Source organism: Mesorhizobium sp. BR1-1-3 (genome assembly GCF_020165455.1).
Lineage (GTDB): Bacteria > Pseudomonadota > Alphaproteobacteria > Rhizobiales > Rhizobiaceae > Mesorhizobium > Mesorhizobium ciceri.
Map to the genome: position 1 here is coordinate 40,391 of NZ_JAIUIC010000020.1, position 25,285 is coordinate 65,675.

The 25,285-nt window shown below is 58.4% G+C and carries 28 protein-coding genes, 1 tRNA gene and 1 pseudogene; 12 read left to right on the top strand and 18 right to left on the bottom strand.

The features are described 5' to 3' along the window. Window positions 1–7 precede the first annotated feature (7 nt). Genes LB559_RS30640 through LB559_RS30655 form a run of 4 tightly spaced genes read right to left on the bottom strand, consistent with a single transcriptional unit; the run spans window position 8 to window position 3,869 of the window. The gene (locus LB559_RS30640; protein WP_224675725.1) at window positions 8–1,072 is read right to left on the bottom strand and encodes an ABC transporter ATP-binding protein; all 1,065 of its coding nucleotides are present in this window, start codon (window positions 1,070–1,072) and stop codon (window positions 8–10) included. Next, window positions 1,069–1,851 carry an ABC transporter permease gene (locus LB559_RS30645; RefSeq protein ID WP_013531381.1) on the bottom strand — a complete coding sequence of 261 codons (783 nt, stop codon included), beginning with the start codon at window positions 1,849–1,851 and terminating at the stop codon, window positions 1,069–1,071. Before LB559_RS30645 ends, LB559_RS30640 begins: the two co-directional genes overlap by 4 nt. 1 nt (window position 1,852) lies before the next feature. Beyond that, window positions 1,853–2,776, bottom strand: a complete 924-nt coding sequence (locus LB559_RS30650; RefSeq protein WP_224675726.1) for an ABC transporter permease — start codon at window positions 2,774–2,776, stop codon at window positions 1,853–1,855. Between the two features lie 13 nt (window positions 2,777–2,789). Beyond that, a complete protein-coding gene (locus LB559_RS30655) occupies window positions 2,790–3,869 on the bottom strand; it encodes a spermidine/putrescine ABC transporter substrate-binding protein (RefSeq protein ID WP_224675727.1) in 1,080 nt (359 codons plus the stop codon). Between the two features lie 91 nt (window positions 3,870–3,960). On the opposite strand from LB559_RS30655, the gene LB559_RS30660 reads away from it, so the two are divergent. Continuing rightward, window positions 3,961–4,575 carry a TetR/AcrR family transcriptional regulator gene (locus tag LB559_RS30660; RefSeq protein WP_013531384.1) on the top strand — a complete coding sequence of 205 codons (615 nt, stop codon included), beginning with the start codon at window positions 3,961–3,963 and terminating at the stop codon, window positions 4,573–4,575. 124 nt (window positions 4,576–4,699) lie between these two features. Then, a complete protein-coding gene (locus LB559_RS30665) occupies window positions 4,700–5,269 on the top strand; it encodes a DUF2569 family protein (protein WP_224675728.1) in 570 nt (189 codons plus the stop codon). Window positions 5,270–5,635: 366 nt separating this feature from the next. On the opposite strand, the gene LB559_RS30670 is transcribed toward LB559_RS30665, so the two are convergent. The 4 genes and pseudogenes from LB559_RS30670 to LB559_RS30685 form a co-directional block, all read right to left on the bottom strand. Next, entirely contained in the window at window positions 5,636–5,935 is a 300-nt protein-coding gene (locus tag LB559_RS30670) for a DUF1236 domain-containing protein (protein ID WP_013531386.1), read from the bottom strand. 1,261 nt (window positions 5,936–7,196) lie between these two features. After that, window positions 7,197–7,906, bottom strand: a pseudogene (locus tag LB559_RS30675) (Crp/Fnr family transcriptional regulator). Between the two features lie 608 nt (window positions 7,907–8,514). Then, complete coding sequence (locus LB559_RS30680) at window positions 8,515–8,895, bottom strand: hypothetical protein (RefSeq protein WP_013531389.1); 381 nt, start codon at window positions 8,893–8,895, stop codon at window positions 8,515–8,517. 269 nt (window positions 8,896–9,164) lie between these two features. Beyond that, window positions 9,165–9,818 carry an outer membrane protein gene (locus LB559_RS30685; RefSeq protein ID WP_013531390.1) on the bottom strand — a complete coding sequence of 218 codons (654 nt, stop codon included), beginning with the start codon at window positions 9,816–9,818 and terminating at the stop codon, window positions 9,165–9,167. 1,347 nt (window positions 9,819–11,165) lie between these two features. On the opposite strand from LB559_RS30685, the gene LB559_RS30690 reads away from it, so the two are divergent. From LB559_RS30690 to LB559_RS30730, 8 genes are all read left to right on the top strand, one after another. Then, entirely contained in the window at window positions 11,166–12,182 is a 1,017-nt protein-coding gene (locus LB559_RS30690; RefSeq protein ID WP_224675729.1) for a DUF3883 domain-containing protein, read from the top strand. 34 nt (window positions 12,183–12,216) lie between these two features. After that, window positions 12,217–12,543, top strand: a complete 327-nt coding sequence (locus tag LB559_RS30695) for a KTSC domain-containing protein (protein ID WP_224675730.1) — start codon at window positions 12,217–12,219, stop codon at window positions 12,541–12,543. A 116-nt stretch (window positions 12,544–12,659) separates the two neighbouring features. Next, window positions 12,660–12,995, top strand: a complete 336-nt coding sequence (locus tag LB559_RS30700; protein ID WP_224675731.1) for a hypothetical protein — start codon at window positions 12,660–12,662, stop codon at window positions 12,993–12,995. A 207-nt stretch (window positions 12,996–13,202) separates the two neighbouring features. Continuing rightward, a complete protein-coding gene (locus LB559_RS30705) occupies window positions 13,203–14,306 on the top strand; it encodes a DNA cytosine methyltransferase (RefSeq protein ID WP_224675732.1) in 1,104 nt (367 codons plus the stop codon). Further along, complete coding sequence (locus tag LB559_RS30710) at window positions 14,306–15,349, top strand: DNA cytosine methyltransferase (protein WP_224675733.1); 1,044 nt, start codon at window positions 14,306–14,308, stop codon at window positions 15,347–15,349. The genes LB559_RS30705 and LB559_RS30710 overlap by 1 nt, the downstream gene beginning before the upstream one ends. Next, a complete protein-coding gene (locus LB559_RS30715; RefSeq protein ID WP_224675734.1) occupies window positions 15,346–16,743 on the top strand; it encodes a restriction endonuclease in 1,398 nt (465 codons plus the stop codon). The genes LB559_RS30710 and LB559_RS30715 overlap by 4 nt, the downstream gene beginning before the upstream one ends. A 457-nt stretch (window positions 16,744–17,200) precedes the next feature. Continuing rightward, a complete protein-coding gene (locus LB559_RS30720; RefSeq protein WP_224675735.1) occupies window positions 17,201–17,377 on the top strand; it encodes a hypothetical protein in 177 nt (58 codons plus the stop codon). Window positions 17,378–17,626: 249 nt separating this feature from the next. Beyond that, entirely contained in the window at window positions 17,627–17,890 is a 264-nt protein-coding gene (locus tag LB559_RS30730; protein ID WP_224675737.1) for a hypothetical protein, read from the top strand. A gap of 34 nt (window positions 17,891–17,924) precedes the next feature. Here LB559_RS30730 and LB559_RS30735 read toward each other — a convergent pair whose 3' ends face one another. Continuing rightward, on the bottom strand, window positions 17,925–18,275 hold the full coding sequence (locus LB559_RS30735; protein WP_224675738.1) for a hypothetical protein: 351 nt from the start codon (window positions 18,273–18,275) through the stop codon (window positions 17,925–17,927). A 124-nt stretch (window positions 18,276–18,399) separates the two neighbouring features. On the opposite strand from LB559_RS30735, the gene LB559_RS30740 reads away from it, so the two are divergent. Further along, entirely contained in the window at window positions 18,400–18,699 is a 300-nt protein-coding gene (locus tag LB559_RS30740) for a hypothetical protein (RefSeq protein ID WP_064993378.1), read from the top strand. A gap of 138 nt (window positions 18,700–18,837) precedes the next feature. Here the strand turns inward: LB559_RS30740 and LB559_RS30745 are convergent, their stop codons facing one another. The 9 genes from LB559_RS30745 to LB559_RS30785 form a co-directional block, all read right to left on the bottom strand. Beyond that, the gene (locus tag LB559_RS30745; RefSeq protein WP_224675739.1) at window positions 18,838–19,377 is read right to left on the bottom strand and encodes a cell division protein ZapB; all 540 of its coding nucleotides are present in this window, start codon (window positions 19,375–19,377) and stop codon (window positions 18,838–18,840) included. Window positions 19,378–19,379: 2 nt separating this feature from the next. After that, window positions 19,380–19,541, bottom strand: coding sequence for a hypothetical protein (locus LB559_RS30750; RefSeq protein ID WP_224675740.1), 162 nt, complete (start codon window positions 19,539–19,541; stop codon window positions 19,380–19,382). Window positions 19,542–19,646: 105 nt separating this feature from the next. Further along, window positions 19,647–20,366: a hypothetical protein gene (locus LB559_RS30755; RefSeq protein WP_224675741.1), complete on the bottom strand. Its 720-nt coding sequence runs from the start codon at window positions 20,364–20,366 to the stop codon at window positions 19,647–19,649. 10 nt (window positions 20,367–20,376) lie between these two features. Further along, window positions 20,377–20,829, bottom strand: coding sequence for a hypothetical protein (locus tag LB559_RS30760; protein ID WP_224675742.1), 453 nt, complete (start codon window positions 20,827–20,829; stop codon window positions 20,377–20,379). Between the two features lie 338 nt (window positions 20,830–21,167). Next, window positions 21,168–21,629 (bottom strand): hypothetical protein, encoded by a 462-nt coding sequence (locus LB559_RS30765; protein WP_224675743.1) that lies wholly within the window; start codon window positions 21,627–21,629, stop codon window positions 21,168–21,170. 357 nt (window positions 21,630–21,986) lie between these two features. After that, window positions 21,987–22,424, bottom strand: coding sequence for a winged helix-turn-helix transcriptional regulator (locus LB559_RS30770; protein ID WP_224675744.1), 438 nt, complete (start codon window positions 22,422–22,424; stop codon window positions 21,987–21,989). Between the two features lie 116 nt (window positions 22,425–22,540). Continuing rightward, the gene (locus LB559_RS30775; protein ID WP_224675745.1) at window positions 22,541–22,993 is read right to left on the bottom strand and encodes a hypothetical protein; all 453 of its coding nucleotides are present in this window, start codon (window positions 22,991–22,993) and stop codon (window positions 22,541–22,543) included. A 441-nt stretch (window positions 22,994–23,434) separates the two neighbouring features. Continuing rightward, window positions 23,435–24,760: a tyrosine-type recombinase/integrase gene (locus tag LB559_RS30780; protein WP_224675746.1), complete on the bottom strand. Its 1,326-nt coding sequence runs from the start codon at window positions 24,758–24,760 to the stop codon at window positions 23,435–23,437. Window positions 24,761–24,862: 102 nt separating this feature from the next. Then, window positions 24,863–24,938 (bottom strand) — tRNA-Thr (locus LB559_RS30785). Between the two features lie 155 nt (window positions 24,939–25,093). Between LB559_RS30785 and LB559_RS30790 the strand changes: the two genes are divergently transcribed. After that, on the top strand, window positions 25,094–25,261 hold the full coding sequence (locus tag LB559_RS30790; protein WP_013531392.1) for a hypothetical protein: 168 nt from the start codon (window positions 25,094–25,096) through the stop codon (window positions 25,259–25,261). Window positions 25,262–25,285 lie beyond the last annotated feature (24 nt).

The following is a 25,285-nucleotide window of genomic DNA, read 5'->3' on the forward strand; positions in this document are numbered from 1 at the left end:
AGAAAGTTCAGTCCGTCAGCAGGATGATCTGGTCGGTATCGCAGGAAATCGCGACCCTGTCGCCCGGCTGGACGGTCGCCGTCGCGGGCAATTTGGCGATGAAGTGGAGCGAAGGGTCCTCGACGGAAACGGCGAGCACGCGCTTGAAGCTGCCCTGGAAAACCACGTCGCTCACCTCGGCCGTGCCAAGCCTGACACCGCCGCGCGCCTCGCCGAGGACAAGATGCTCCGGCCGTATGGCCAGCGCAACGGCAAAGCCGACCGGCAAGGCGCCGGGCAGCGAGACCGGCCCGACCGGCGTCGCGACGGTGCTTGTCCTGTCGCTCGCCTCCGTGACCGTGCCGGCGAGGATCGTGCTTTCGCCCATGAAGGTCGCCGAAAAACGCGTCGCCGGCCGTGCGTAGACGCGCTCTGGCGGACCTTCGTCCTCGATGCGCCCGTCATTCATCACCACGCAATGGTCGGCCAGCGCCATCGCCTCTTCCTGGTCGTGCGTGACATGGATGAAGGCGGTGCCGACGCGCTTCTGGATCGCCTTCAATTCATCCTGCATCTGCCGGCGAAGTTTGAGGTCGAGGGCGCCGAGCGGCTCGTCGAGCAAAAGCACCGCCGGCTCGATCACCAGCGCGCGCGCCAGCGCCACGCGCTGCCGCTGGCCGCCGGAGAGCTGATGCGGCTTCTTGTCGAAGGCAGAGGCGAGACCGACCAGCGCCAGCGCCTCGCGCGCCTTTGCGGCGCGTGTCGCGCCGTCGACGCCCTGCATGCGCAGGCCGAAGCCGACATTGCTGCCGACGCTCATATGCGGAAACAGCGCATAGTCCTGGAACACCGTCGTCGTTGGGCGCTTGGCCGGCGGCACCGACGTGCAGTCCTGGCCACGGATGAACACCTTGCCTTCGCTGGGCGTGACGAAGCCGCCCAGAATGGACAAGAGCGTCGTCTTGCCGGAGCCGGACGGCCCGAGCAGGATCGTGTAGCTGCCGGGCTCGATCTGCAGCGAGACATCCTTCAGCACGGTGTGCTGGCCGAAGCGATGCGAGACACTGCTGATGTCGACGAGGGGCGCGCTCATGCGGGCTTTCTCCGAAGCAATGTCAGTTCAAAAAACACTACCAGCACGATGGAGACGGCGAAGACCAGCGAGCCGACGGCATTGGTCTTGGGATTGAGGCCGGAACGCAGCAGGTTCCAGATCTCGACCGGCAGCGTGGTGTCGAAGCGGGTGAGCAGGAAGGAGATCACGAATTCGTCCCAGGAGAAGGTCATCGACAGGAAGAAGCCGGCGAAGATGGCCGGCGCCATGACCGGCACGGTGATCAACAGCAGCACCTTCCATTCCGGCGCGCCGAGGTCGCGCGCGGCGCGCTCGATGTTGATCTGGTGGTCGCCCATCTGGCTGTAGATGATGGCAAAGCACAGCGGCAGATTGATCACGACATGGCCGATGCCGGCAGCCAGTAGCGATTTCGGTACGCCGGCCCAGTTGAACAGCACCAGCAGCCCCATGCCGATGATGAGATAGCTGACCGTCAGCGGCAGGGTGATCAGCCCGCGCAGCAGGCCGGAGCCGGGCAGGACGAAGCGGGCAAAGCCCCAGGCGGAAAGGAAGCCGAGCGTCACGGCGGCGAGCGAGGAGATGGACGCCACCAGCAGCGAATTGACCAACGCCGAAGTCAGCCGTGGGTCCGAGAGCACTGCGTCGTACCAGCGCAGCGACGGGCCGGTGAAGGGCGGGATCGGGAACGACGTCGCCTGCAGCGAAAACAGCACCAGCACGATCACGGGCAGGAAGATGAAGCCGTAGACGGCAAGCGCGTAGAGCCAGGAGGCGATGCGGACAATCCTGCGCATCTCAGGCCCGCTCGATCTTCAGCCAGCGGGCGCAGGCGAGATAGGCGATGGTGACGACCGCCATCAGGATGATCGACAGCGCCGAGGCCAGCGGAAAGTCGCCGCGCCGGCCGATCTGCATCATCACCAGCTGCGGCATCAGCAGCTCGTTGTTGCCGCCCAGGATCTGCGGCGTGATGTAGTCGCCGATGCACAGCACGAAAGTGAGGAAGGCGCCGACCATGATGCCGGGCAAGGTCAGCGGCAGCACGACATGCAGGAAGGTTCGCACCGGCCCGGCGCCGAGATCGGCGGCCGCCTTGCGGTAGCTCGGGCTGAGCTGCTTGAGATTGGCGAAGATCGTCAGCGTCAACAACATGACGAAGAAGTGCACGAAGCCGGTGATGGTGGCGAAACGCGTGTTGGCGAGATGCACAGGCTCGCTGATGAGGCCGGAGCCGGTCAGCGCCCGGTTGACGACGCCGTTCTGCGCCAGCACCAGCAGCCAGGAATAGGAGCGCACGACATAGGAGGTCCAGAACGGCAGCACCGCCAGCATCAGCGCCAGCCGCTGCCAGCGCTCCGGCACCTGTTCGGCGAGGATCCAGGCGAAGGGATAGGCGAGCAGCACCGATACTACGGTGACGATCGCGGTCACCTCAAGCGAGTTCACCATCGCCTGCCAGTAGGAAGGGTTGGTGAAGAACTGGCTGTAGTTGGACAGCGTGAAGCCGCCGCCCTCATGCGCCGTCAGGCTGGAAAACCCCATGGCAATGAACGGCAGCACGAAGAACAGCAGCGTCCAGCCGAGCGCCGGCGTGACCAGCGCCCAGGGCAGAGCAGAGCTCGCCCAGGGCAGAGCAGAGCTCGCCCGGGGCAGAGCAGAGCTCGCCCGGGGCAGGGTACGGCCCGCCCGGGGCAAGGGGTTGTTTCCAGCCGAGCTCATGAGCGCTATCGGCTCATTTCGCCTGCAGCATTTCGGTCCACATGTCCTGCATCTTCTTGTCGAGATCGGCGTTCGGCGCCGGATAGGCCTGGGCACGCGTCAGGAAGCCCGGCTGTTCGTCGAAGCGCAGCACCTTCTTCTGGTCGTCGGTCAGTGCTGCCTTGGTGTTGGCCGGCATGCCCCAGTAGCAGGAGGAGGTGGCAAGCCGCGCCTGGCCCTCCGGGCTCATAATGTACTGGATGAACTTCAGCGCCATGTCCTTGTTCTTGGAATCCTTGAACATGGCCAGCGACTGCGACCACAGAACCGCACCTTCTTTCGGGATGGAGAAGTCCAGCGCCGGGTTTTCCTTGGCCAGGCCCGCCGTCACCCATTCGCCGCCGCCGACCAGTATGTCGACCTCGCCCGTCGCCAGCGCCGTCTGGCTGGCGGTCACTTCGCCGACCAGCTTGGCATTGGCTTTCATCTTCAAGAGCTCGTCCTTGAGGGCGGGCAGGTCGGCTTCGGTGAGATCGGCCGTCTTCTTGCCGATCGCCAGTGCGGCCATGCCGATGACCGGCAGGTAGTAGTCGTAGATGGCGACTTTGCCCTTGTACTTGTCGCCGGTCAGGGCCGCCATCGACTGCATGTCGGCCGGGTCGACCTTGGTCTTGTTGTAGCCGATCGTGTTGTAGCCGAACTTTTCGGTGATGCCGTAGCGCTTGCCGCCGACCATGGTGGAGCCGTCCATCTTCACCTGCGCAAACAGGTCGGCCAGCGGCAGCTTGTCTTCCGGCAGCGGCTCGAACAGGCCTTTTTCGACGCCGCGTGGCACGTCGATCGAATCGATCACCATCACGTCCCAGTCGCCCGGCTGCGACTGTTCGACGATGGCGAGGCCAGCGCCGGTGCCCTCGAATTCCTTGACGTTGACCTTGACGCCATTGGCCTCCTCGAAGGGCTGCAGCAGCGCCGGATCGGCATGGTCGCACCAGATCAGCGCGTTGAGATCGGCGGCATGCGCGCCGGTCGCAAGCAGCAGCGCCGCGGCTGCGGCAGCAGCGCGCAAATGGGTCTTCAGGACGGAAAGCGGATTGCTGGCTTTAGCGGACATCGAGTGTTCTCCCTTGCCTTTGTGGCTTCTTGCAAAAAATTGAACCAATTCTAAAATTGAGTCAATTCTGTTTTTGTGGCAAGAGGCTGGAATGAGCGGATTGCGGGCAAGGCAAAAGGCGGACCGGCACAGGCGCATCATCGAAGCGGCGGCGGAACTGTTTCGAGAGGCCGGCTATGAGGGCGCCAAGATAGAGGCGATCGCCACGCAGGCCGAGGTCTCGGTCGGCACCATCTACAATTACTACGAGAACAAGGGCGACATCCTCGGCGCCATCGTCTCGCTGGAGGTCAACGAGGTGCTGAATGCCGGGCAGGGCGTCGTCGCCAGGCCGCCGGCCAATGTCGGCGATGCGCTGGATACGCTGATCGGCATCTACATCGAGCACTCGCTGCACTATCTCAGCAAGGAGATGTGGCGGCAGGCAATGGCGATCTCGACGCAACTGCCCGACAGCCCGTTCGGCCAGGCCTACACCGCGCTCGACCGCGCGCTGACCGAACAGATCCGCGCCCTGATCGCCCGCCTGCAGGCGCTCGGCCTGGTGCGGCAGGACATCGACGGAGCAGCGCTCGGCGAACTGATCTTCAACAACATGAACATGATGTTCATCGAATTCGTGAAGCGCGACGCGGCGAAAATACCGGAGCTGCGCGCGGCGATCCGAAGGCAGAACCGGATTTTGGTGGCGGCGATCGGGGTGTGAAGGAGTCAGGAGCAGACAGGAGAAATCGTCGGTTCGACATAACTTCATTCACACGAGGGCTCGCCTCTTGAGTTGAATCTAAAACCTTGTACAACTTAAAGGGGCATAAAAAGGGGAGGGGTAAATGGGGGCGTTTTCCATCTGGCATTGGGCGATCATGCTGCTGTTGATCGGCGTGCCTGTTTTCTTTGCTGTTCGATCGGCCGCGAAGCCGTCGCAGAATCCTGAGACTCTTGTGGGCTTCGGCGGCTGGCTGATGCTGCTGGCTATCGGTCAGGCATTGTCACCGCTGCGCACACTCGCCGAATTGGGGGCCTCCAGCGATGGCTACAACCAGCTCATGCTGGTGCCGAATGGACCCATGGTGGTCTATGGCGAGGTTGCCCTGCTGCTGGCATTTATGGTGTTTCAGCTTGTGGTGCTCGTTGCCATGCTGAGGCGGAGCCTTCGGTTCAAGCAGTTGTTTCTCATCCAATGGCTCGCAATCCCGGTGGCGGTCATACTGGACGCGATCTGGGTCTCCACCGCGATCGGGGTTTCGGTTCGGAAAGTGGTCACTGGCGAGGTGCTTGCGACGTACATAGTCTCGTTTGTGCTGATAGGGCTCTGGGTCGCCTACGTCTACAAGTCCGTCAGGGTGCGGAACACCTTCACCAGGGTTGGGGCATCCACCCAGGTTGCTGGCGCGTCGTAGAAGAAGGCACAACTTGGAATGTTGGAACTGCGCGCGGCGATCCGCGGGCAGAACCGAATTCTTGTGGCGGCGATTGGGGTGTGACCTCGTGCACCACTATGTCGCCATCGAACCTGGAACGGCCAGATCCTGAGCCGACCGACCTCGACCATCATCCGTGACGGCTGCGACCTTTTGGAAGGTCTTTATTTCGGCCTCATTTATACGTGCTGCCCGCGCTCTCGCCTGGAGATCAACCAGGCGCGCCACGAGCGCTTGCGACGTCTCGACTTCAGGGTTCATCATTTTCATTTGTCCGATTGAGTGGCGATCTGACGAGCGCAACCCGCCGGCATCCCTGCCGGCGGGCCTGGCCGGTTCGAAGTTTCAGTCGTAGACTTTCACAATCTTGCGTGTGCTCGGGTCCACCAAAACCGTTCGGTTGTCGACCACCGTATAGCGGTATTTGACGTTGGGAACCTCGTGGAGTTCGACCGTGTCTGGCAGAGCCGTGCCGACATTCAACTCCACCCCCGGAAGCTTCACAGAAGCCAAGGGTTGCTTCTTCACGTATTCGCGGACGACGGTGTCCTGTTCCGGTGTGATAACCACATCCTGTGCCGCAACCGCGCCGACGCTGGCCAACAGCAAGAGCGCCGCAGCGGCGCTGCTTAGGTGCATCCTCATTTGTTTTTCTCCTCTTGTAACCTGGCGGCAGCACGATCGGCTGGGCGCCAGCCACCCGAACACGTCGCCAGGCCAAACGTTCCTCATACGGGCCTCTGTCTGAATCCGCGCAGGACCAAAGTCTGGTTGGAAAACGCAATGGTCTTACCCGTTGGGAGTAAGCGGAACGGCTTAGGCCTAAAGGTTGTTGTCTCTGCAAATTCGGAGAGAAACAGTGGAAAAAAGTGTCGGCCAGGCGCGATGGTTGCTCGCACCGATTTTCGCAACAGCCATCACCTTCCTGGTGATGGGGGTCGTTCTTGGCTGACATGGCGTGGATCGGCGCAGCTACGTCCCTTCCTGCGCTGATAGGACCCGTGAGCTGCTTCGGCGGCTGGCGGGTCCTGTATTTCACCGTGCGCCCATGCATGCTCATTCGGCAGGCGTGGGCGCATTTCTAGCACATGTACCTTGGGAGGTTTATTATGGATCGGCGATCCTTCTTGACTGCAATGTTTGGCGTTGCCGGGGCAGCGGCCCTTGCAAGCGCTGTCCGCCCAACTGACGCAATGGCGGGTGTTCCAGGGGCCGGACACGGCATCCTCGATGAACTTGAGACGCCACAAACAGAGACCTTTGAAGAAGACGCACAGGCAGAAGTGCAGCAAGTCTACCATCGGGACTGGCACTACCGTCCCCACCGCCGCCGGCGGGGCTGGAGACGGGTTTGCCGCAGTTATTGGCGGCATGGTCGCCGTCGCGTCCGGTGCTACCGCCGACGTGGTCCTTCGGTCGTCCTTCGATTTTAACTGATTTCCCGCCTCGGCCCGTTCCGGCTCACGCGCCGAGAACGGGCCGGTTTAGATTCTTTTCGGTGAACGATGACAATGACATTGGTCCAGAGATCGAATGAGAGTGGCAGCGCGAACCAACCGGGAAATGGCAACGATGATCGTGCGCCCGGGTTTGTGGCCTCCGTCGCTTTGCCGGACAAAGAAAACATTGCCGACCTTGTCAGACGAACAGAGCGCATGGCCATCTTGGTGGTTCTTGGACTGAGCGGCTGGTTGATGCTCGTCCCCGCTATTTATCTTGTGCTGACGCACGGGATATGAAGCTTGCGGGACATCCGTGCGCGCCCAGGGTTGGATTGCAATCGCATCGGATCGCGGCTTCCGCAGCCGTTTCGTGTCACCGGCAATGTGGGCGGGACGGGCTGTATTGCTGGCGCGAGGCGCAGGTGCTTGGATCACCGCGGCCTACGTCCGGCATGCTTGGAGCGCTATAATCCAACTAGCCGAACGTAATCGGCTTCTGGCTTGCCGTGGGTGCCGTTTGCGCAGACCGCAAGTCCGCTGCGGTCCCTGATGTGCACTTCGCCACGTCGAGAATAGATGAAACCACGTCCTTCCAGAACTTGCAGCCCAACAGTAACGCCTGGGCGTCTTGCTCCAAGCATGACGGCGAGAAACTCATGGGTGATCGCAAGGCGCTCGCCGTGGACCCGATCGTCACACATTAGAAGCCAGCGCGCCAACCGCTCTTCAAGGTTTGATTTTGCGTTGATCAGGGCCGTATAGCTGGTCTGGATGTGGAAGTAGTGGACATAGCGCAACAGGAAAAGGCGCAACGTTGGGCTGTTCGCAAGAGCCTCCTTGAAGGGCTCGGTTCCCATCCTGAAAGCGCTGCCGGCCGACTGAACGTAACATTGATGCGCTGCATAGTCAGCGCCCATCACGAGCGCGGCACCGGTCATTCCCTCAAAGCCGACAAGGCCTACCTCGGCTTCCTTACCTGAAGCCGTCGCGACCACAGAAGCGATGCCGTCCTCCAGGAAAAGTACACCGTCTCGATCTCCGAATCGGCTTTCTCTAAGGTCGTTTTCGGCTCGAGGTCACACAGTTCAAGGTGTGGCTGCAAAAGCCCCAGGTCACCAGGGTCAAGCCTACGCAACAATTGGTTTCTGTAGGAATCGTTCTCTGGATTGGTCATAGCTCAATCCCGCTTGGGGCAAGAGCTTTCCAATCTCCCTGCCGTCTGCGCCCGTAGACACGTGCAGACGATTTAAAAAATATACGCCCTCTGGCACGCGATTGACAGTGAAATGCGACCTGATGCGCGGCGTCCCCTCAGCCGCCGAATTACAAAACAGGGGTGTACAAAGTTAAAGGGTTGGAATCGTACAGAACTCTGCTTCGTACGAATCCGACAATTTGTGATCGCAGCCAACGAGCCGGCATGATGTACATGGTTATCAATGTCGAGGCAGAGCGACGAGAGGGCGACCGACCGACTGGCAACGCGACGGCTGTGCCCCATAACGGGTCAAAAGTTTGGCATCTAAATTGCTTTCACAGGTATGGGGTGGGCGAGAGCCCGTCGCTTCGCAAATGGAGCGGCGGGTCTACCCTGCCAGTGACTGTCGAATGGCCACGGCAGCAGAATGTACCGCCTTTCAGCAGAAACTAACGGAACATCCGTACTCGCCCGAAGTTGGATTGCAGGAAGCATCGCATGCGGGCTTCCGCAGCCCGTTTCGTGTCACCGGCAATGTGCGCGGGACGGGCTGCTTTGCGTTGGTACGCAATTTATACCGCTGACTACTTGTGGGTAATCCAGTCCAACAAGCCAACGTTAACCTGCTCGCACCCGACATATTCGCGGACCAGGCTTTCAGCCAGGTGGCGCCATTCACACTCGGGAACGCCTGTTTCCCTGACCAGGTTTCGAAACGCCGAGCGGAGAATGTCGGCATCGAAGGCCGAGACGGCAACAGGACCTGGCTCCGGATCTCCCTCCCGGGCCATGTCATCGCGATGACGTTGGCGAAGGCGCTTGAGCAGTTCGCGCGAGGCCTCGATTGCGCGTCGGGAGTGGTCCATATCACGGCGAAATGAGGCAGTTCCGGCCAGGGAATGGTGCCGCAACCGAAAGCTGGTTTCTATAACCGCGCGTGCGACTTCTATATGCGTTTCTGCCATCGCGGCCTCCCTTCCTGCGAAAGGATTTATTTACTCTCTTGTCACGCGTGACCCAAGAAGGATTCAACGTACGGTTTGGTACGAAGGGATGGCGCGCAGATGGGCATGGTCCCGAACGAACGAAGGGCCTGAACGGCAAACTATTTGCGATCCAGGCCCCTAGCCGTCGGGTTCGCGGCGACATTGCGCCCGCGGAATGCCATTCACAAGCTGGACCTTGGTCTTGCCATTCCCGCGGAGGGCGTCAAAGTCGGAGACGCGCTGAACAGTTAGAACTTCATCGCGATGCCGACGCGGAAATCGTGCGTCTGAAGCGTGTGTTCCAGCGTGCATCCGCCGCCACAATATTCAAGCGACTTCTTGCCGAAGAAGGAGAAGTCGTATTCGCCGCGCAAGAACACGTTGTGTGTGAGCGCGACGTCGATGCCTGCTCCAACAACACCACCGACCAAGGTGGCATCCCGCTCAGCGTTTCCACCCGGGTAGAATGTCTTCAGCTTTGCAGCGGTTACACCAGCCGTGACGAACGGCATGTAGGCTCCCATGTCCATGCCAACGCGACCCTTTACGGATCCGAACAAACCTGTGGAGGCGTCAAGGACGCCTGGGCCTGGAATATCGTCGAAGGTGTTCTTCTTGAAGCGGTAGCCAAGCTCGCCTTCGACGCCATAGACAATCTTGCCGGATTGGAGGTTATAGCCTGCAAAGCCGCCGACCGTTGCCGAGCCGACATTATGCGTTGCGCCAGCCTGGGCGCCCGGTCCATAGATCTTGTAGTGTTCCAACGTTCCGGCACCGAACACGCCGGCGTATGGCCCTTGCCAGGTCCATTCAGGGGTATCGACAGGAGCGATCGTCATATCGGCAGCCATGGCCGGAGCCGCGGAAAGCGCAACGAATGAAGCGAGCAAAAAAGCTTTCATGAAATCCCCATCAAAATCGCCAATCGCTTTATATCGATGAGCCTGCAACTTTGTATATAGCTAGGAAGTCACACCCGTAGGCTAAGTTGCTGCGCCTGAATTCGGCGAAATAGGTATCGGGATGGCCGGTGCAAGCAGGCATCCCTCGAAGAGCTCAATACTTCCGCGTCAGGCTTCGATGCGGGCATTATCGAGAAATTCAAGTGCGGAGCGTGGAAGGGGTGCCGTTCTGATCTTCAATGAAGCCGCTGCCGCACGGATCAGGCTTGCAGCTGTGTTCGTGAAGAATGCCGATGGGTATACCGGACGGCTCAATCCGCAGCAATCAGGAAGGATGCCGTCGACGCCATAGTTAGGCGGCGGCGCGCAGGGCGGTGACTCGCCCAATGTCCGGGTCCCTTCGCAGCCATCTATCGGTAAAGTCCCGGGTATTTGGCCTTCTCAGCCTGGCAATTTCCCGCTCTCTGGACCGCCATGGCGTAAGCTCTTTCATAGGTGTGAATGGCCTTCCGGAACTTAGGAGGATTAGGCGTCAGGTGTTTTTCTATCCCCTCGTACAAAAGCACAGGGACAGCAATGATAGCTTTTCCATTCTCTGTAGGCCTCAGCCGGCACCTTTGCATAACGCCGTTGAGGTTACCTGCCATTTTAGCGGCCAAATTTAACTTGGCATCGGGCATCCCGACCAGGAAGTGGATATTGTCCTGTCCTGCCGAAGCCGCCGAAGACGCGAAGCAAATTGCGGCGGCGAGTGCGACCAAAATGCGGATCAAAGTGACGTCCCCCCAATATTCCCAAATCTGAGCCAGGCTGAATATTTGGCAACCTAGCACCAAGCACACTATCCACAAATATGACACCTTCAAAACGCTCTCGCTCGATGCGCCAATGGGAGGGACTGACCTTAGGCGAATCGATTTGCTGGTGGCGCCGGAACCTTACGAGCCGGAGGAGGACGAAGAGGATGATCCGGATACGGTGATGCTCTGGGGCGGATACTCGCGTTGGCAAATGAAAAATTCCAGGTGGATAAGCGGTGGATCGAACCCGAACCTTGTTTTCTAAGCTTTTGAAAATGTTATGGTTTTTGCATTGTGCTGGTGCCCCCGGACGGGATCGGGATGGCTCTGAACGCCTTGCGTTGCAAGGGTTTCGCTCGTCTTTCTTGTACCGCCATGTACCTTTTTATGTACCATCTCAGGTACCCCCACGGGGGGATTGTGCCCCCCATCTTTGTATGAATATCCAGACAGATTTTTCACCAAAAGGTCCGACTGTTTATATTGCTTGACGATGAGGCTTCCAGGACAGACCATTTAGTGGGTGGCATGGGATTTTGGGGGGACGATGGCGAAGCTCGGGGCGGCTGTACCGCCGATGATTTTCTTTAATGTCGGCTGGATGAAGCGATACAGCGGGATGGCGGACGACGACCTGACATTGGGTCGTCATGCCTACCTCCGCGATCATTCGCATGGTCATGAGAGTTTCAACTTTCTCCCCTCAAGAGGGAAGGTCTACGGCTATCAGCCTAAAGGCACCAGACTTTCCATTAAGAAATTGGGCGCGGCACCAAAGGCCACTTCGATTTCCAACGTTCTGGTGGTCTGGCTGGCCACTCATCCAACAAGCAAGCAGGTGCTGGTTGTCGGGTGGTATAGAGATGCAACCGTCTTTCGAGAACGGGTCCCTCGCGTTCCGCGCGGTGTTGATTTTGAGATCACCTATTCAGCAGTGGCGGATGCAAGTAAGGCAGTCCTACTCCCCGAGATCGCACGAACTTTTCGCGCACCCACTCATCACGATATGAAAGGCGGTTTAGGCCAATCACCCGTTTGGTACGGGGCAACGGACGCTTTTAGGAAAAGAGTTTGGTCTCATGTCCAAAGCGTCGACAAGAATCGCTCTAAGAAACCTACTAAGTCAAAAGCGCGATCGCCCAGAAATTTCGATCCAGAACTCCGACGCAAAATTGAGAAAGCTGCGGTTGATCACGCGACTGCTTTCTTCGAGTCCGATGATGGCGGGCGCTACGACGTAATCAGCGTTGAACCCTACGGCAGAGGGTGGGACCTTGAGGCAACGCGAGGAAACGAAACGCTGCTAATTGAGGTAAAAGGCTTAGGGAGGGACGGTGATATATGTGAGCTTACTCCAAACGAGTACTCGAAAGCCCGCGATGCCAAGCATCGACAAGAATATGTGATTTACATTGTCAATGAGTGCCTAAGTGATAGGCCGATGGCCAGCATTTTTAGGTACACGTCCAAGGCTTTTTGGGAGACGGAGGATGGTAGAAGACTGTCTGTCACGCCACTTGAAGGAGCTCGACTCAAGGTCATCGAGCGTGTGGGGGCGGATTAGCGCAAAAGTCTCCCGCCCGTTGGGAAGGTCCGTGATGTTGCTCTTGGTGGGGTTGTTGGGCCAACCTGCTTTCGCCGAGACCGTTGACGTGAAGTACCGCGGCCCGGTGGACGTTGCGAAATTCCAATGCACCGGGGAACTGGATAGCAGCGTTGTCAAGCGTGTCTGCTACAACGCGGAACATTCTTACATGCTGATCCGGCTAAAGCAGACTTGGTACCATTATTGCGAGATCGACCAAGGCACGGTGTCGGCCCTGTTGGCAGCCGGGTCGAAGGGGAATTTCTACAGCGAGAACATCAAGGACGCGGCCACCGGCGGCAAGTTCGGGTGTCGGGACAAGCCGGTTCCAGAGTTCTAAGTATGACGGAAGATGCGCCAAAGCCGATAGAGGATTTAGTCATCAGGTACGACGAGGTCCTCACGCCAAGGACCGCGTGGAGCGTATTCCGTCATTGGCGGCGGGCTCCCCCATGGATGCAAAGCAAAGCAGTCAACTATGCCGTCCCACGGCTCGCAGTCGTTTTCAGCCTCATCGTGCTTTCGGCGCATGCATTTTGGGCGGTTCACTCCCAGTGCGGTACGAATTTTGCCCGGGGCGGCGGCGTCATCGCTTTGATCGTTACCGGGCTTTTCGCCGTCGTCGAATGGCATAAAGACAGACGCAATCTGCTGAGTGGTGGGACCATTGAGAAATTCGATCCCTGGCACCCCCAGGTCGTGCTGCCCGTCCTGGCTGGCATCGGCACACTGATTTGGGCCTTTGGCGATTTTCTGCCGTGGTTCGGCTTGTGTGTAGTCAATAGGGCTTGAGGGCTTGCTGGCACACCGCCTCTAAGAGTGAGCCAGCGACAACGGCACCTAAAATTTCCCAAAAACCCTTTTGCAAAAAAGTGTCAGCCGCGTCTGCAAGCTTCTCCCCCGCGATATTGCGTCGGTCCTAACGGTTCAGTTGCAACTCGGCGGCAGTGTGGAACAAGGTGGGAACACTTTTCTCGATGATTCGCGGAGACTGAGTAAATGAGAGAGATCCCTGTCATCGATTTGTTCGCTGGTATCGGCGGCTTGAGTGTAGGGGCAACCCAGTTTGGCTGCGACGTCCGGGCTTCCGTTGAGATCGACGCTGTCGCCTGTTCCACCTTGGCCGCGAATAGCGAGTTTCATGGCAAAATCGCTCAAGCCGATGTCCGTGGGCTCACGGGTAAGGACTTACGAAAAATGGCGGGTCTTAGTAAGCGTGACCCATTGGTAGTTGTGGGTGGCGCACCGTGCCAACCGTTTTCCAAGGCCGCTTACTGGACCGAGGAAGGTGGAGAATCTAGGTATCGCGCCGCTCGAGCAGCAGGGGAAATGGTCGAACGGCCAGCGCCTCCATCGTCACCGCGTCCTGACGAAAGGCGCTCATTGGTGGAGGAATTTTGGAGGCTAATCAACGAAGCGGACGCTGATGGGTTTGTGTTCGAGAACGTGCCAAGCATCAGCCACCCTCGCAATCGTCCGGTGTTGGAAGGTTTCAAATCACTGGCTCTTGCGGCTGGCTATTCCGTAAGCGAGCATGTTGCAAATGCAGCCGACTATGGCGTCGCGCAAACGCGGAAGCGTTTGTTTCTCCTTGGTTCGAGAAAACGCGTTCCTGAAACGCCGAGCAAAACTCACACCGACGACCCGCTGCGCGATCCGTTTCTGAGCCCGACCGTCACGTCTGGGGAGGCCCTGGAGGGGTTGGACGCCGAAGGGTATTTCGAGCCTGAAGAACTGATCAAGGGTCGCTGGGCGCGTCATCTCACGGAGGTTCCCCCCGGTTGGAACTACAAAGCTCACACAGCTTGGGCCGGACATCCGAACCCCACTTTCGAGACAGAACGCAGGTTTTGGAATTTCCTTCTGAAGCTTTCTCCTGATAGGCCTTCGTGGACTATCGCTGCTTCTCCCGGGCCTTGGACGGGTCCCTTTCATTGGACCTCGCGGCGTCTCAGGACCGTCGAACTTGCGGCACTTCAGGGGTTCCCAAGGGGCTACGCCATTCAAGGATCACGAAGAGAACGAGTAAGGCAACTTGGCAACGCTGTCCCTCCACCGCTTGGAAAGGCCATGGTGGGAGCAGTTGTCGAGGCGATCAGTTGATGCGCTTCGTTAGCCTGTACTCTGGTGGAGGTGGTCTCGATCTCGGTTTGGAACGAGCCGGATTCAAACCCGCTTTGGGCCTAGACGCCTCCGATGAGTGCGCCGAAACCTATCGGCAAAATTTTCGCGGAACTCCCTTTATCAAAGCTCGGATCAGCGAGGTAACAAAGGAGAGGTTGCTGGAGTCCATCGGGCGCGACGAGATCGACCTGTTGGCAGGTGGACCTCCTTGCCCTCCTTTTTCAAAAAGTCGGTTTTACCGCAAAGAGAAGCCGCGCGGTCTGGATGATCCCAATGGTTGGGAGACTATCGACGGCTACTTGAACGTTCTGGAATGGGTCCGTCCTCGCGCCTTTCTGCTCGAAAACGTGAAGGGGCTCTCGTACAAGGTTCACAGTGATGCGCTCAAGGTGGTCGTCGACCGAGCTAGAGGCTTGGGGTACCGGGTAGCCGTCCAAGTCCTGAATGCTGCCGACTACGGAGTTCCACAAATTCGTGAGAGGTGCTTCGTTCTAGGGATGCTTGACCGAGATCCCACTTTTCCAGCACCCACTCACAGCAACGACCCAGCCTCGGGCTTGAAGCCTTGGGCAACTGCCGGTGCCGTCCTCGCTGACCTTGATACCGACGAAAACGCTTCAGATGTTGGTCATTTTGCGGGGGGGCGTCACCATCACCTGCTGCGGGAAGTGCCGCCGGGTGACAACTATCTGTACCTGACAGAAAAGCGTGGCCACCCAACACCTCATTTTGAGTGGCGCAAACGCTACTGGTCGTTCCTGTTGAAACTAAGCCCCGACCAGCCCTCGTGGACCATTCAGGCCCGGAGGTCCAACAACATGGGGCCGTTCCACTGGAGGAATCGCATCCTCCGGATCGGAGAGATCAAAAGGCTGCAAACTTTTCCTGATGCATTCGCCTTCGCTGGAACTGTCGAGGAACAATGGCGGCAGATAGGAAACGCGGTGCCTCCAGCACTAGCAGAATCGCTTGGGCGGCAGTTGGCGGGGCAACTCGCCTCACGCATGGGGCGAGCGGCATGAAAAGACTCGCCTCTTTCAACGACTTTTCGCCGGGCCTTATCGGCGACATCAGAAGGCCGCTTGAGATAGTAGCGGCAGCGGGGGGCAATCTTCCAACAGCAGTTGCCGGCTGGAGAGTCGCCTTCTTCAATGGAGCAGTTAATAAGCGATCGTCGACGAATGTTCCTGCAACACTCGTTAGCACGGGGCTCTTTGATAGGAAAACAGTGACGTTAACTTCGATCGGAGAGCAGGTCAGGTCCGCTCCTGATGCAGTGACCGGCGCACGCATTTTTTGCAAGCATTTGGTCGAAAATCATAATGGTGATGCCCTTGTAACTGCTGTGCTCGCGTTGCGGAGCAGGGGTGAGAAGGTGAGCAAGGATTCGCTGAAGCGCGAACTTGTGGCCCACGGCATAGAAAAGCTCTCCACGGCAACGACAGATCACACAACCGCGTTGAACTGGATGGTGGCGGCGGGAATGTTCCTGGACTCCACGAAGAACTATGAGCCCGTCGATACGGTCTTAACCCAAGTCGTTGGCGGAACCGTCACCGAGCTTGCTATCTTGGATGGGCTCACCACTGCACAGCGAATTTTCGCACTGGCCTTGCGGCGCCTGGCAGCGACGGAGCCGGATCACACTGTGCCTTCAAAAGACATCACCGACGAATGTCTCCAACAGTACCCGCACCTATTTGATGAGGACCAACTTCGGAAAAAGATCATCGTGGGGCTTGAGGGGGCTGGTCTTGCTCAAGCCGTCACAGCATCGAGCCCGAGCAAAGGTCGCGGTGGCAAGAGTGGCCGTCTCGAGGCCACCGCCAAGCTCCTATCAATCCCTCTGCACCTCATCATTCCGGATTTCGATAGCGCCGTGCCGAAAGACCTGAGGGGTAAGATCAATACCCCGCTGTCTTCCATACAGAAGATGTTGTTCGACAACACGAGCAAGAACCAACGAGGCTTGGGTCTTGAACTCCTTGCGCTTCGCATGATCATGGATTTGGGCCTCTCTCCCCGAGCTTTTCGGCTCAGAAGTAATGAGACGGCTCAAGCTGAGGTCGACCTCACGGCGGAGGGAGCCCATCTATTGTTCTCAAGGTGGAACCTGCAGTGCAAGTGCATCACCGGAAAGGTTCCTCTTAGCGACGTTGCCAAAGAGGTGGGCCTCGCAATTCATTCAAAGGCGCACGTTGTTGCGGTCGTGACTACGTCGGACTTTACGAAGGAAGCGGTCAGGTATGCTCACGACATTTCCGCCTCTACACACCTGCAGTTCCTGCTTGTGCCAGGCAAGGTCGTGCGTGACTATCTGAAGAACGGACGTGGAAGTCTCATCGACTTCGTGGCGAAAAACGCACGCGAAGTCATGCGATTCAAGCGAGGACAGCCAATCGCAGTAGGGGAATGACGGTCTGTCTCTGCCCCTGCGTGTTGAACCTCAATCTTCATCCTGCCAGACGACTCTCCGCACTGTCCTGATTTCCGCAAGTCGCCTTACCCGAATGCCTTGCCGCTCTCGTGCCGTTGGGTTCTGCGTCTCGGAATGCATGCAGTCATTCCTGCCGCACCGCTTGCAACTCATTTTTTGCCCCACTAGCTCGGCCCCGATGTCGCCAAAGATTTCCTTGAGATCACTCGGCTGATACCAGCGCTTGACGTTGCAGAGTCCGCATCGGACGAGCACAAGCTGCCCAATGTCATGGGCATTGCTCAGGGTCCAAGCGCTCCCGCGCTTACATCGTCCGCCAGTGTCGGGCATGGTCCAAAATAGGAACAAAGTCCTCTTCCAGTCAATTCGTGCTTGACATTTATGTTCTCTTTTTGTTCATGTGGATTAAGCGGTTAGAGTAGCCGGGTGAAAGGACATGAGTGACGAAATCACGCTTCCAAGGCTAGAACACGTCACTGCGCCCGGCATCCAGCACCACTCGTGCGAGCGCCCTGGGTGCGGTAAAGATGCTGGCTGGGGTTTCGCGAAGCCAAAGCAGGCATCGCATTGGTTCTGTTTCGAGCATCGCAACGACGGCGAAAATCACCTGTGAGACAGAGCAATGCCAGCCGAGCAACAGCAAGTCGATTCTCCTGCCACGGACTGGGAGCTCGCCGCTGATCAAGCCATTGCGACCTGCGGCGGGGACGCGCGAGAGGCAGTCAAGGCGCTGCTTGTCACCAACGCCTCCTTGGAACGGGAAGTTGCCTTATGGGCACCTGCCGTGAGCTATGGGTTCAGCCGTGGTTGGCACCGACGAAGACGCGGCGAGACCGACTAACGAGTGAAGGTAAGCATCGACATGTCAGACAACATCCTCCCGCAGCAGAAGGCCCCTAAGCTGATCGTTGTCACCGCATTTGATCGCGATGAGAGCGGCGACCTCCAGCCAGCGTTTGGACCAGCCGAGCAGCAGAGCGAAGATCGGGCAATCAGGACTGCGAAAGCTCTAGCGACAAAACATGTGGGAGTGATCGCGTGGTCGCGGGAAGCGAACCCGGCGATAGGCGAGTATGGCGAGCCGACGACACTTTTTGTAGGTGGTGAAGTGCCAGATATGGAATGAACATGTATGCCATCTTTGGAGGCACAATCACCCGTCAGTCGCGCCGTTCCAAATCTGCCAGGAATTGATCTTTAGCCCGCACATCGTAGTTCAAGGCTGAAATCCCCGTGGCAATGAACGCCAAACCTACGGGCAGCATTAGGGCGAGCAGCACGAAAGCCAGCGCGAACAAGACCCAGGGATACTTCTGGACGAACGGCATCAGACCGACCGCTATCAAGAGACGCATCTGAATATTCCATGCAGACGCCAACACCCGACCGACAAGTGGCATCATGCGCCCAATGGAGTCTTCCAACTCTTTGAGGGTCCCTGCCTTGGATGACTTGCGGTCGTCCTCTGGTGAGTTTTGCGATTTCTGAGAATTGGTTTCGTTGTTGTCCATGACACCCCCACGGCTCGTCAGTGTAAGCTCGGTATAGAGACGGCAGACCGACCGTCAACCTTATTCCCGCCGATTACGCAGCCTCTGCGGTAGCTGTCTGTATTGAGCGTTGGATGTGTGAAAAATGGGCATCGGCAATCAAGCCATAGATTGGAAAGCCGAGACCATGACTAACTTTAAGATCGTATTCTTTGGAAAACAGGGCCAAGTCATCGGGCAGCGCGTCGTCCCTTGCGAAAGCCATTGGGACGCGTGCGCTTGGGGATGGGCCAACATGCCGTCGAAGGCGGAGGATTTCCATGTTGAGGAAGCGCAATTCGAGGAGAAGTTGTCGGCATCTGAGAAAGAGGATGATGAGGTCATTCTCAACGCCTTCTACATCCTGAGGAAGCGGGCGAAGCTGGCCAAGGCTTTCCAACGATAGATCAACCCCCGGTGCCCATGTGCTGACTGCCGAAAACGCATGGGCACCTGAGGCAACCCGCGCCCCCTGCCTGATCCCTTCAGAACGGATGTGAGATACGAACGCGGGATGAGGAGCGCGGGAAACTTAGACAGGCTTTTAGCTGCCGCTGGCTATGGCCAAGGCAGTATTGAGTTCGCCCAACTCACTTTCAAGCATGTCGTCGGCGGCGACAGTCACGTCCACGGACGGGCCGCTGAGGGCCGGGAAGAACGCTTCCATTTCAGACTTGGTCACCTTGGGTGCACCTGCGGTCAACACGCGCTGCGGCTTGGTATCGGCGGTATAGGACAAGCCCGTTGCCGGATCATGGGTTCCACTCTGGATACCCACTTGGACCTCGGCCATTGCCATACGGCTAGACCGTGCGGCGGCTTCCTGCATCTCGGCGTAGCCTGGGCGATCATCGCCATACGTGCGCTGCGGGATGTCTACCGTGCGCAGCGCGTCGCGAATGGTCTGAACTGTGTCACGTTCCTGCTTAAGCTGCCGCTCAAGCTCCCGGCGTTGGGAGACCAGCGAGGCGTTTTCCTCTGTCAGGCGGGACACCTCAGCAGTGAGCTTGCCGACTTCGGTGGAGTTGTCGAGGGTTTCGAGTTGGGCGAGGAGTTCCTCGCGGGTCACTAGTTTCTTGGCCATGGTCAGATGTTGCTTCCTTCGTGGGTGCGACGCTCGACGATATCGATGTATGAGAGCAGCAGGTCTAGCTCAGCGCAGACGGATGCGTAGCGGGACTGAATGACCGCATCGGCGTTGAAGGCCTGAATGGCGGCGCGGAGGGCTATGAGGGTTTCGAGGTTCATGAAGAGTTCCTTTCAGGGAGTGTTAGGACAAGGGGAATAGGGCGAGGAGGCATACGGTGAGGACCGCGAGGGTGTAAGCTGTGGTGATATAGCCGAGCATGGAGTTCACTCGGCATCAGGCAGCGACTGGAACCAGAGGTCATAGGCCCCCGCCAGTCTGGACCCGTCCAGATTGCCAGCAACCATGTCTGTCACGATGCGCCGGGCGAACGGGTCGTCTGTGCGGGAGGCCGCGTAGACAAGAGCGTCCCAGCGATCCCCACCAATGTACTCGGAGGCAATCGGAGCCGTCTCCATCACCGTCGTTTCGATCAGGGTAGAGGCACTGGCTGCGTCCAAGCCGGTGGCATTGGACAGGAGCCCAAGGGTGTCCTCAAAGTCGCCTGTGGCAACCATTGCGTTAAGACCTTCGTCAAACACGGCGGGGTCAAAGCAATCGGCAATGGCGTCGAAGGTCTCCGAGGGGCCGGGCTCCTGATCGGTCTCGATCTCGAGTTCCTGCTGGAGAGCCTCAAGGTCCGCTTCGGACAGTTCCTCGATGTCGATGTCTTCGAGGGGGTCGTGACCGGCTGGGACGGCGCGGGGGTCGAAGGCGGCAGGGGTCGGGTCACTGGAGTTCCCCTGAGGCCCAGTGAGGCCAAGCTGTTCGGCAATGTCGAGGTCCACATAGGTGTTCATGCCGGGAATAAAGACCTTGCCCTCTGGGGCAGGACCGGGAGCGGAGCCGCTGGCATAGCCGGGGTTGTCGGAACGATCGGTCCAGCCGGAATGGGGATCGATGGGATTGGGCATGCGCATCATGCCGTCATCGGATGAGTAAGACATAGGGTTTTCCTTAAAGCAGTGCCGCGGCCTTGAGGGCTCGCTTGGTGTAGTCGAGGATGGTCATAGGCTGACCGTCCGTGGTGGAGACGGCTGAGGACCAGAAGGCCTTGCCGTAGATGTGTTGAGCGTTGCGGATGAGGTCGTGGCCGAGACGCCTGTGGGTTGCCCCCGAGGCCTTCTTGATGAGCGTCGTGGGGCCGATAGTCTTGCGGAAGTCGCCCATGAGGGCACCCGCGCGGGTCTCAAGGAACCGCTCGCGGTTATCCCAGAGGCCCCCGGCAGGGCCAGTATTGAAGTAGACTTGCATCCACCCGATCAGGGCAACGGCGTGGACGACAGCTTCGGTATAGGTCCGCTGTTCCTTGTGCTGCCAGTTGGCCAGGAGGCCCTTGGCTTTGGCAATCTGCGGGAGCTTCGGGTGGAGGTCAGCGACACTGAGGCAGAACGACTGCGGCAGAGTCATCCGACGCTCAAGGGACCTCAGGTCGAAGGCGACACGCGCGGCGAACTTGGGGTCCGTTTGCATGTAGATGCCGATGGCCTTTTTGAAGATGGCCAGTTCGTTTCGAGCGGGGAGGCGAGCAAGTGGATCCCCCCGAGAACTCGCGGCATCCCGGTGGGGTCCGCAGTAGCGGGAGACGCCGGAGCGATTGCGAGTGCAGCCGGGACAGTCGCAGGGTCGGGTTTCGTTGAGGACTTGGCGGCAACGCAACTGGTAGCCGTGGTCAGATGACTGGACGCCCACACGCCAGTCGCGCGGGTGTCCCCGAGTGACGGGAGATGCCATAGGGTTCCTTGGGGTTACTGGAAAGCGCCGTAGTTCTTGAGGCCGGATGTCGCTATGTCCATCATGGAGGTCATCGGGTTTGGGCTTAGGCTGTTGACGGCATTCTGGGTTTGTATCTGTTGGGACTTGCCCGCCATCACATAGTTCGCTGTGGCACCGTCCCGTTGGTCCTTTGCGTTAGCGATGGATAATGCGGACTGGCGGGACTGTTCGGCCACTCGAAGGCCCGTGGTGCTGCCGGTCATCCCAGAGCCCGAGGCCACCGCGAGGGACTTCGCGCGATCCCCTTCGAGGGTCGCCTGATAGCCGTCCTTGTTGGCGGCATTGGTTTTCACGATGAACTCGCGTTCGTTGGCGGCTTGGTCAAGCTGGTAGTTGGAGAGAGCAATCTGTTGTTTCTTGCTTGCGGTAGCTGCTTCACTGGCAGCACTTGCGGCCCCGGCGGTGAGGCCGAGGATTAATCCGATATCGCACATGGCGATGTCCTTTCATTGGATGTGGTGTAACTCGGGATATCTATCGGTAAGCCCATCGTGAGACGGACTTCGTCCGTTCATGGGACAAGCGATAGGCCGCCGAGCTATCTATAATGAGGAGACTAAATCAGAATGATCATCGTTGATGAATATCAATCTTGTCTCCCGCCAAGCGAAGCTGGCAGCACGGTCGGGTATCCCATGAACGGCGAAGCCGTCTCATCTATGGGTTTGCCGACTTAAACCGCCAGTAGGGGGGGCTTGAGTTTCCCTATAATAGCTATGTTGTAGATTATGCCATTGATTTCGTTACCAATTACAGGTTTCATTGCGTTTTTTGGTGTTGGATACGTAACCTCATCTCAACAAGCTCTTGACGTGCCTTGATACCGCCTGCTGTGAGATGCCCAGCAACTCCGCCACATCTCTTTGGGTGAGGCGACGGCTCAATAAGTCCTCTAGAAAGTCTTGGACAGCAGCCCGCATGCCGCCACGGCTCCCACGCATCGAACCCTCCCACGCAAGATCGGCATCGGAGAGGAAGCTGGTGAATGGTTCGCGATGGCTTTCCCGTTCCCGTCGTTCCGCATCATAGGCAGGAGACGGCGTGTACTGGAGGCGTCTGACGGTTCCCTCGGATAGGCCCAGGAGTTCCGCGACGGCAGGACGACCGATGCCTCGATCTGCGAGCGCCTTGATGGCCTTGTGATTGAAGTCGGCGCTTTCACGCTTGGCGATGGCTGCTGCGATGACGGAGTTGCGACGACGGCTGAGGCCGGTGGTGTGCATGTTCATGGAAATGCCTTTCTCGGGGCGGCAGGGCCATCCTGAGTCGATTGATTGGAGGAGGCGGTGCAGAAGTTGGGAAACCCCGAACGCCTCTCAGGGCCGCTCGGAGACTCAAGGAAACGCTACGCGCCCTTGCCGACCCCGAAGGCCCTTAGTTCATCGACCGTATGGCGGCGGGTAAACCACACCGGCATGAGGCCTTGAGTGTCGCGAGGACGGCGGGTGCCGCTGGCCACGATCTCCACAATCTGCTCGTACTCCAGATAGTTCGTGTCCGATGGGAGCCACCCGAGGAGCCGGAAGGACCAGAGGATACCAAGGACGGCTTTGATCCCGTCGACGTTGAGCCGATGGTTATCGCGGGCTCGCTGGAGGTCTCGCACTAGGCAGCCCTCGGGAGTCATGGCACCATAGTGAGCGAGCTTCCGGGCTGTCCGAGTGTAGCGTACGGGCAGGGGTGCATGACGGCTTTGGTGCCCCATGCGGGTGGTGGAGAACTTGGAGGCAAGTGAGGTGCCCTTGGGGGCGGAACGCATGGCTTCGATGGAAGCGGCAATCTCTGCGGTATAGGTCATGAAGGCCTAGATGTTGTGGAGAGTGCGTCAATCGACGCAAGATATGGATGAGGTGCTCCGGCGATACAGGATGCACCACCGAGACAAAAACAGGGAACACAGGGGAAGAAGGGCGGAGAGACGCGAGCGAGGTCGTTCGCATGTATCATTATGGACGGGTAATCGTTCGCCTATACAAGCTGTCGCTAATACGCGGCTTCTATGTACCCTATGAGCGGGTATTTAGATTAGCAGATGCTCACGGACCCTTACTCTCTCATTATGACGACCTATTACCAGCCCGCTGGATGGGCGTGGCATATATGCGGGTAATCGTTCGCTTGCATAAGCTATCGCTAATGCCCGGCTTCTATGTACCTTATGAGCGGGTAATTCCTTGCGGCGTTCCCATGTATCATTATGGGGCCTTAATCAGCCCGGATGGCAGCTACTACCACGCTGCTAGACAGGCGTGGCGGCCCATACCCGCTCCAGATAAGCCCGCTTCTTTTCGAGCGAATATCCCCTGCCATAGTTCTTGGCCACATTCTGAGCGTCATGCCCCATAATTTCCTCTTGGATATCGGCAGGGCAGTCGGTGTCCCGGAGCCGATCCTTGAGCCGATGCCGCAGACTGTAGACCACTTTCTTTTCATCTTTGATCACAGTGCGGAGCCGTTTCATGAGGGCCTGAGAGGCGCTGTCCGTCTGCCGTCCGGTAGCATACGAAGGAAACAGAAAGGCATCTGCCGGTTTGTCTGTGGCGAGGAACTTCGCTCCCGCCAGGGCGGATGGTGACAGGGGCACAATACGAACGGCGTTCTTGCTCTTGCCTACCGGGATTGCGATGGAGCCATTCTCTAGGTCGACCTCTGAGATCTTGCGGCGGCAGATTTCTGAATTGCGAGCGCCAGTGTCGCGAAGGATAGTCCAGAGAATGCCGAGCGCATCTTCCGGCCCCTTCACCATAATGGGTCCGAGAGATTTCAAATCGTCTTCGGTGAACGGGTAGCGGTCTTCTCGGCTCGCTGCGGCCCCCTTGATCTCCAGCTTTTCCAACGGGTTCTTGGCGTCGAGGTCATACTCTCGGATCGTCTTGTTGATGGCCGCGCGAAGCATGTTGAACATCCGGCGGACGGAGTTCGGGTTTAGCTGGGCGAGCAGCGCATCCCTCAGCTTGCGGGCGTCCTCTCGTTTGAACTTCTCAAGGGGGCGCTTGGTCACCGCTTCTTTGCCGAGGACGACGATCATTCTCGACTGCAGGTTCTTGATGTGGTTCTCAAGCTGCTTGTTCTTCGATGCATCGGGGCCGCGCTTGCTGTCGAGATAGAAAGAAAGGGCAGACGCAGCGGTATAGGTTTCGGGTGGAAGCCGCTGCTCGCCTATCGCGCGGATTACCTCAAGGGACACCTTGGGTTTCTGACCGACTGCCTCAGCCGCTTCATACTCATTGACCATCCCATGCCAAATACCGTCCAGCCCCTGCACGTCAGTTCCCCAGCCAAGGCCAGAGACAATGGTTTCCAGCTGCTGCCGGGAAACACCGGCTTGCTTAAGAGCCCTAAGGACCTTGTCACGGTCAGTCGGTTCGGGGGCGTTCTTGGCGTTCTCAAATAGGCGCTCGGTTTCCTTGTGAACCTCGCCATAGCGTTTCATGGCCGTGGCGTAGTCGGAGCCCAAGGCCTTTTTGATCTCAAGGAGGCCAATGGTTTCGCGGAAGGCTTCTGGCACCGCGCGGCGATAGCGGTAGTGCCCGTTCTTCGATTTTGAGAGGTGTGGAATAGCCATGATGAAGCCCCGTTACGTTGAGGCTTCTGTACCGTTTTCTGTACCAACTCGTCAACCGTATCTGAGGAAACCCATGGTTTCTGCGGTCTTCCGTTGGGTTTCTGGTGCCCCCGGACGGAATCGAACCGCCGACCTTCGGTTTACAAAACCGCTGCTCTACCAGCTGAGCTACAAGGGCACGGCGCTCCGGTTAGCATATTTGTTGCGCCAGTAAAGACAAAACTCCGTTTTTCCCGGCATGCCGCATGGGCCGTCGGCGAGGGCATCCTGAAAACCGCCGGATTGCTTCCTACATCTAGGGAAGGGTGCAATCGCTTCGAGCAGGGGTGTCGCATGATCAGATTTGTCATCATTCTCCCGATCATCTTCGTGGCCTGGATGCTGCTGGTGAAGATCATCAGCGACGTGAAGAAGGCCAATGTCGACTGGACCGGCGTCACCACCATCATCGGCTTCATCGCGCTGGCGTTCTGGCTGCGCCATGTCACGGGGATGGGGTGAGGGAATAGGGGAATAGGGGAATAG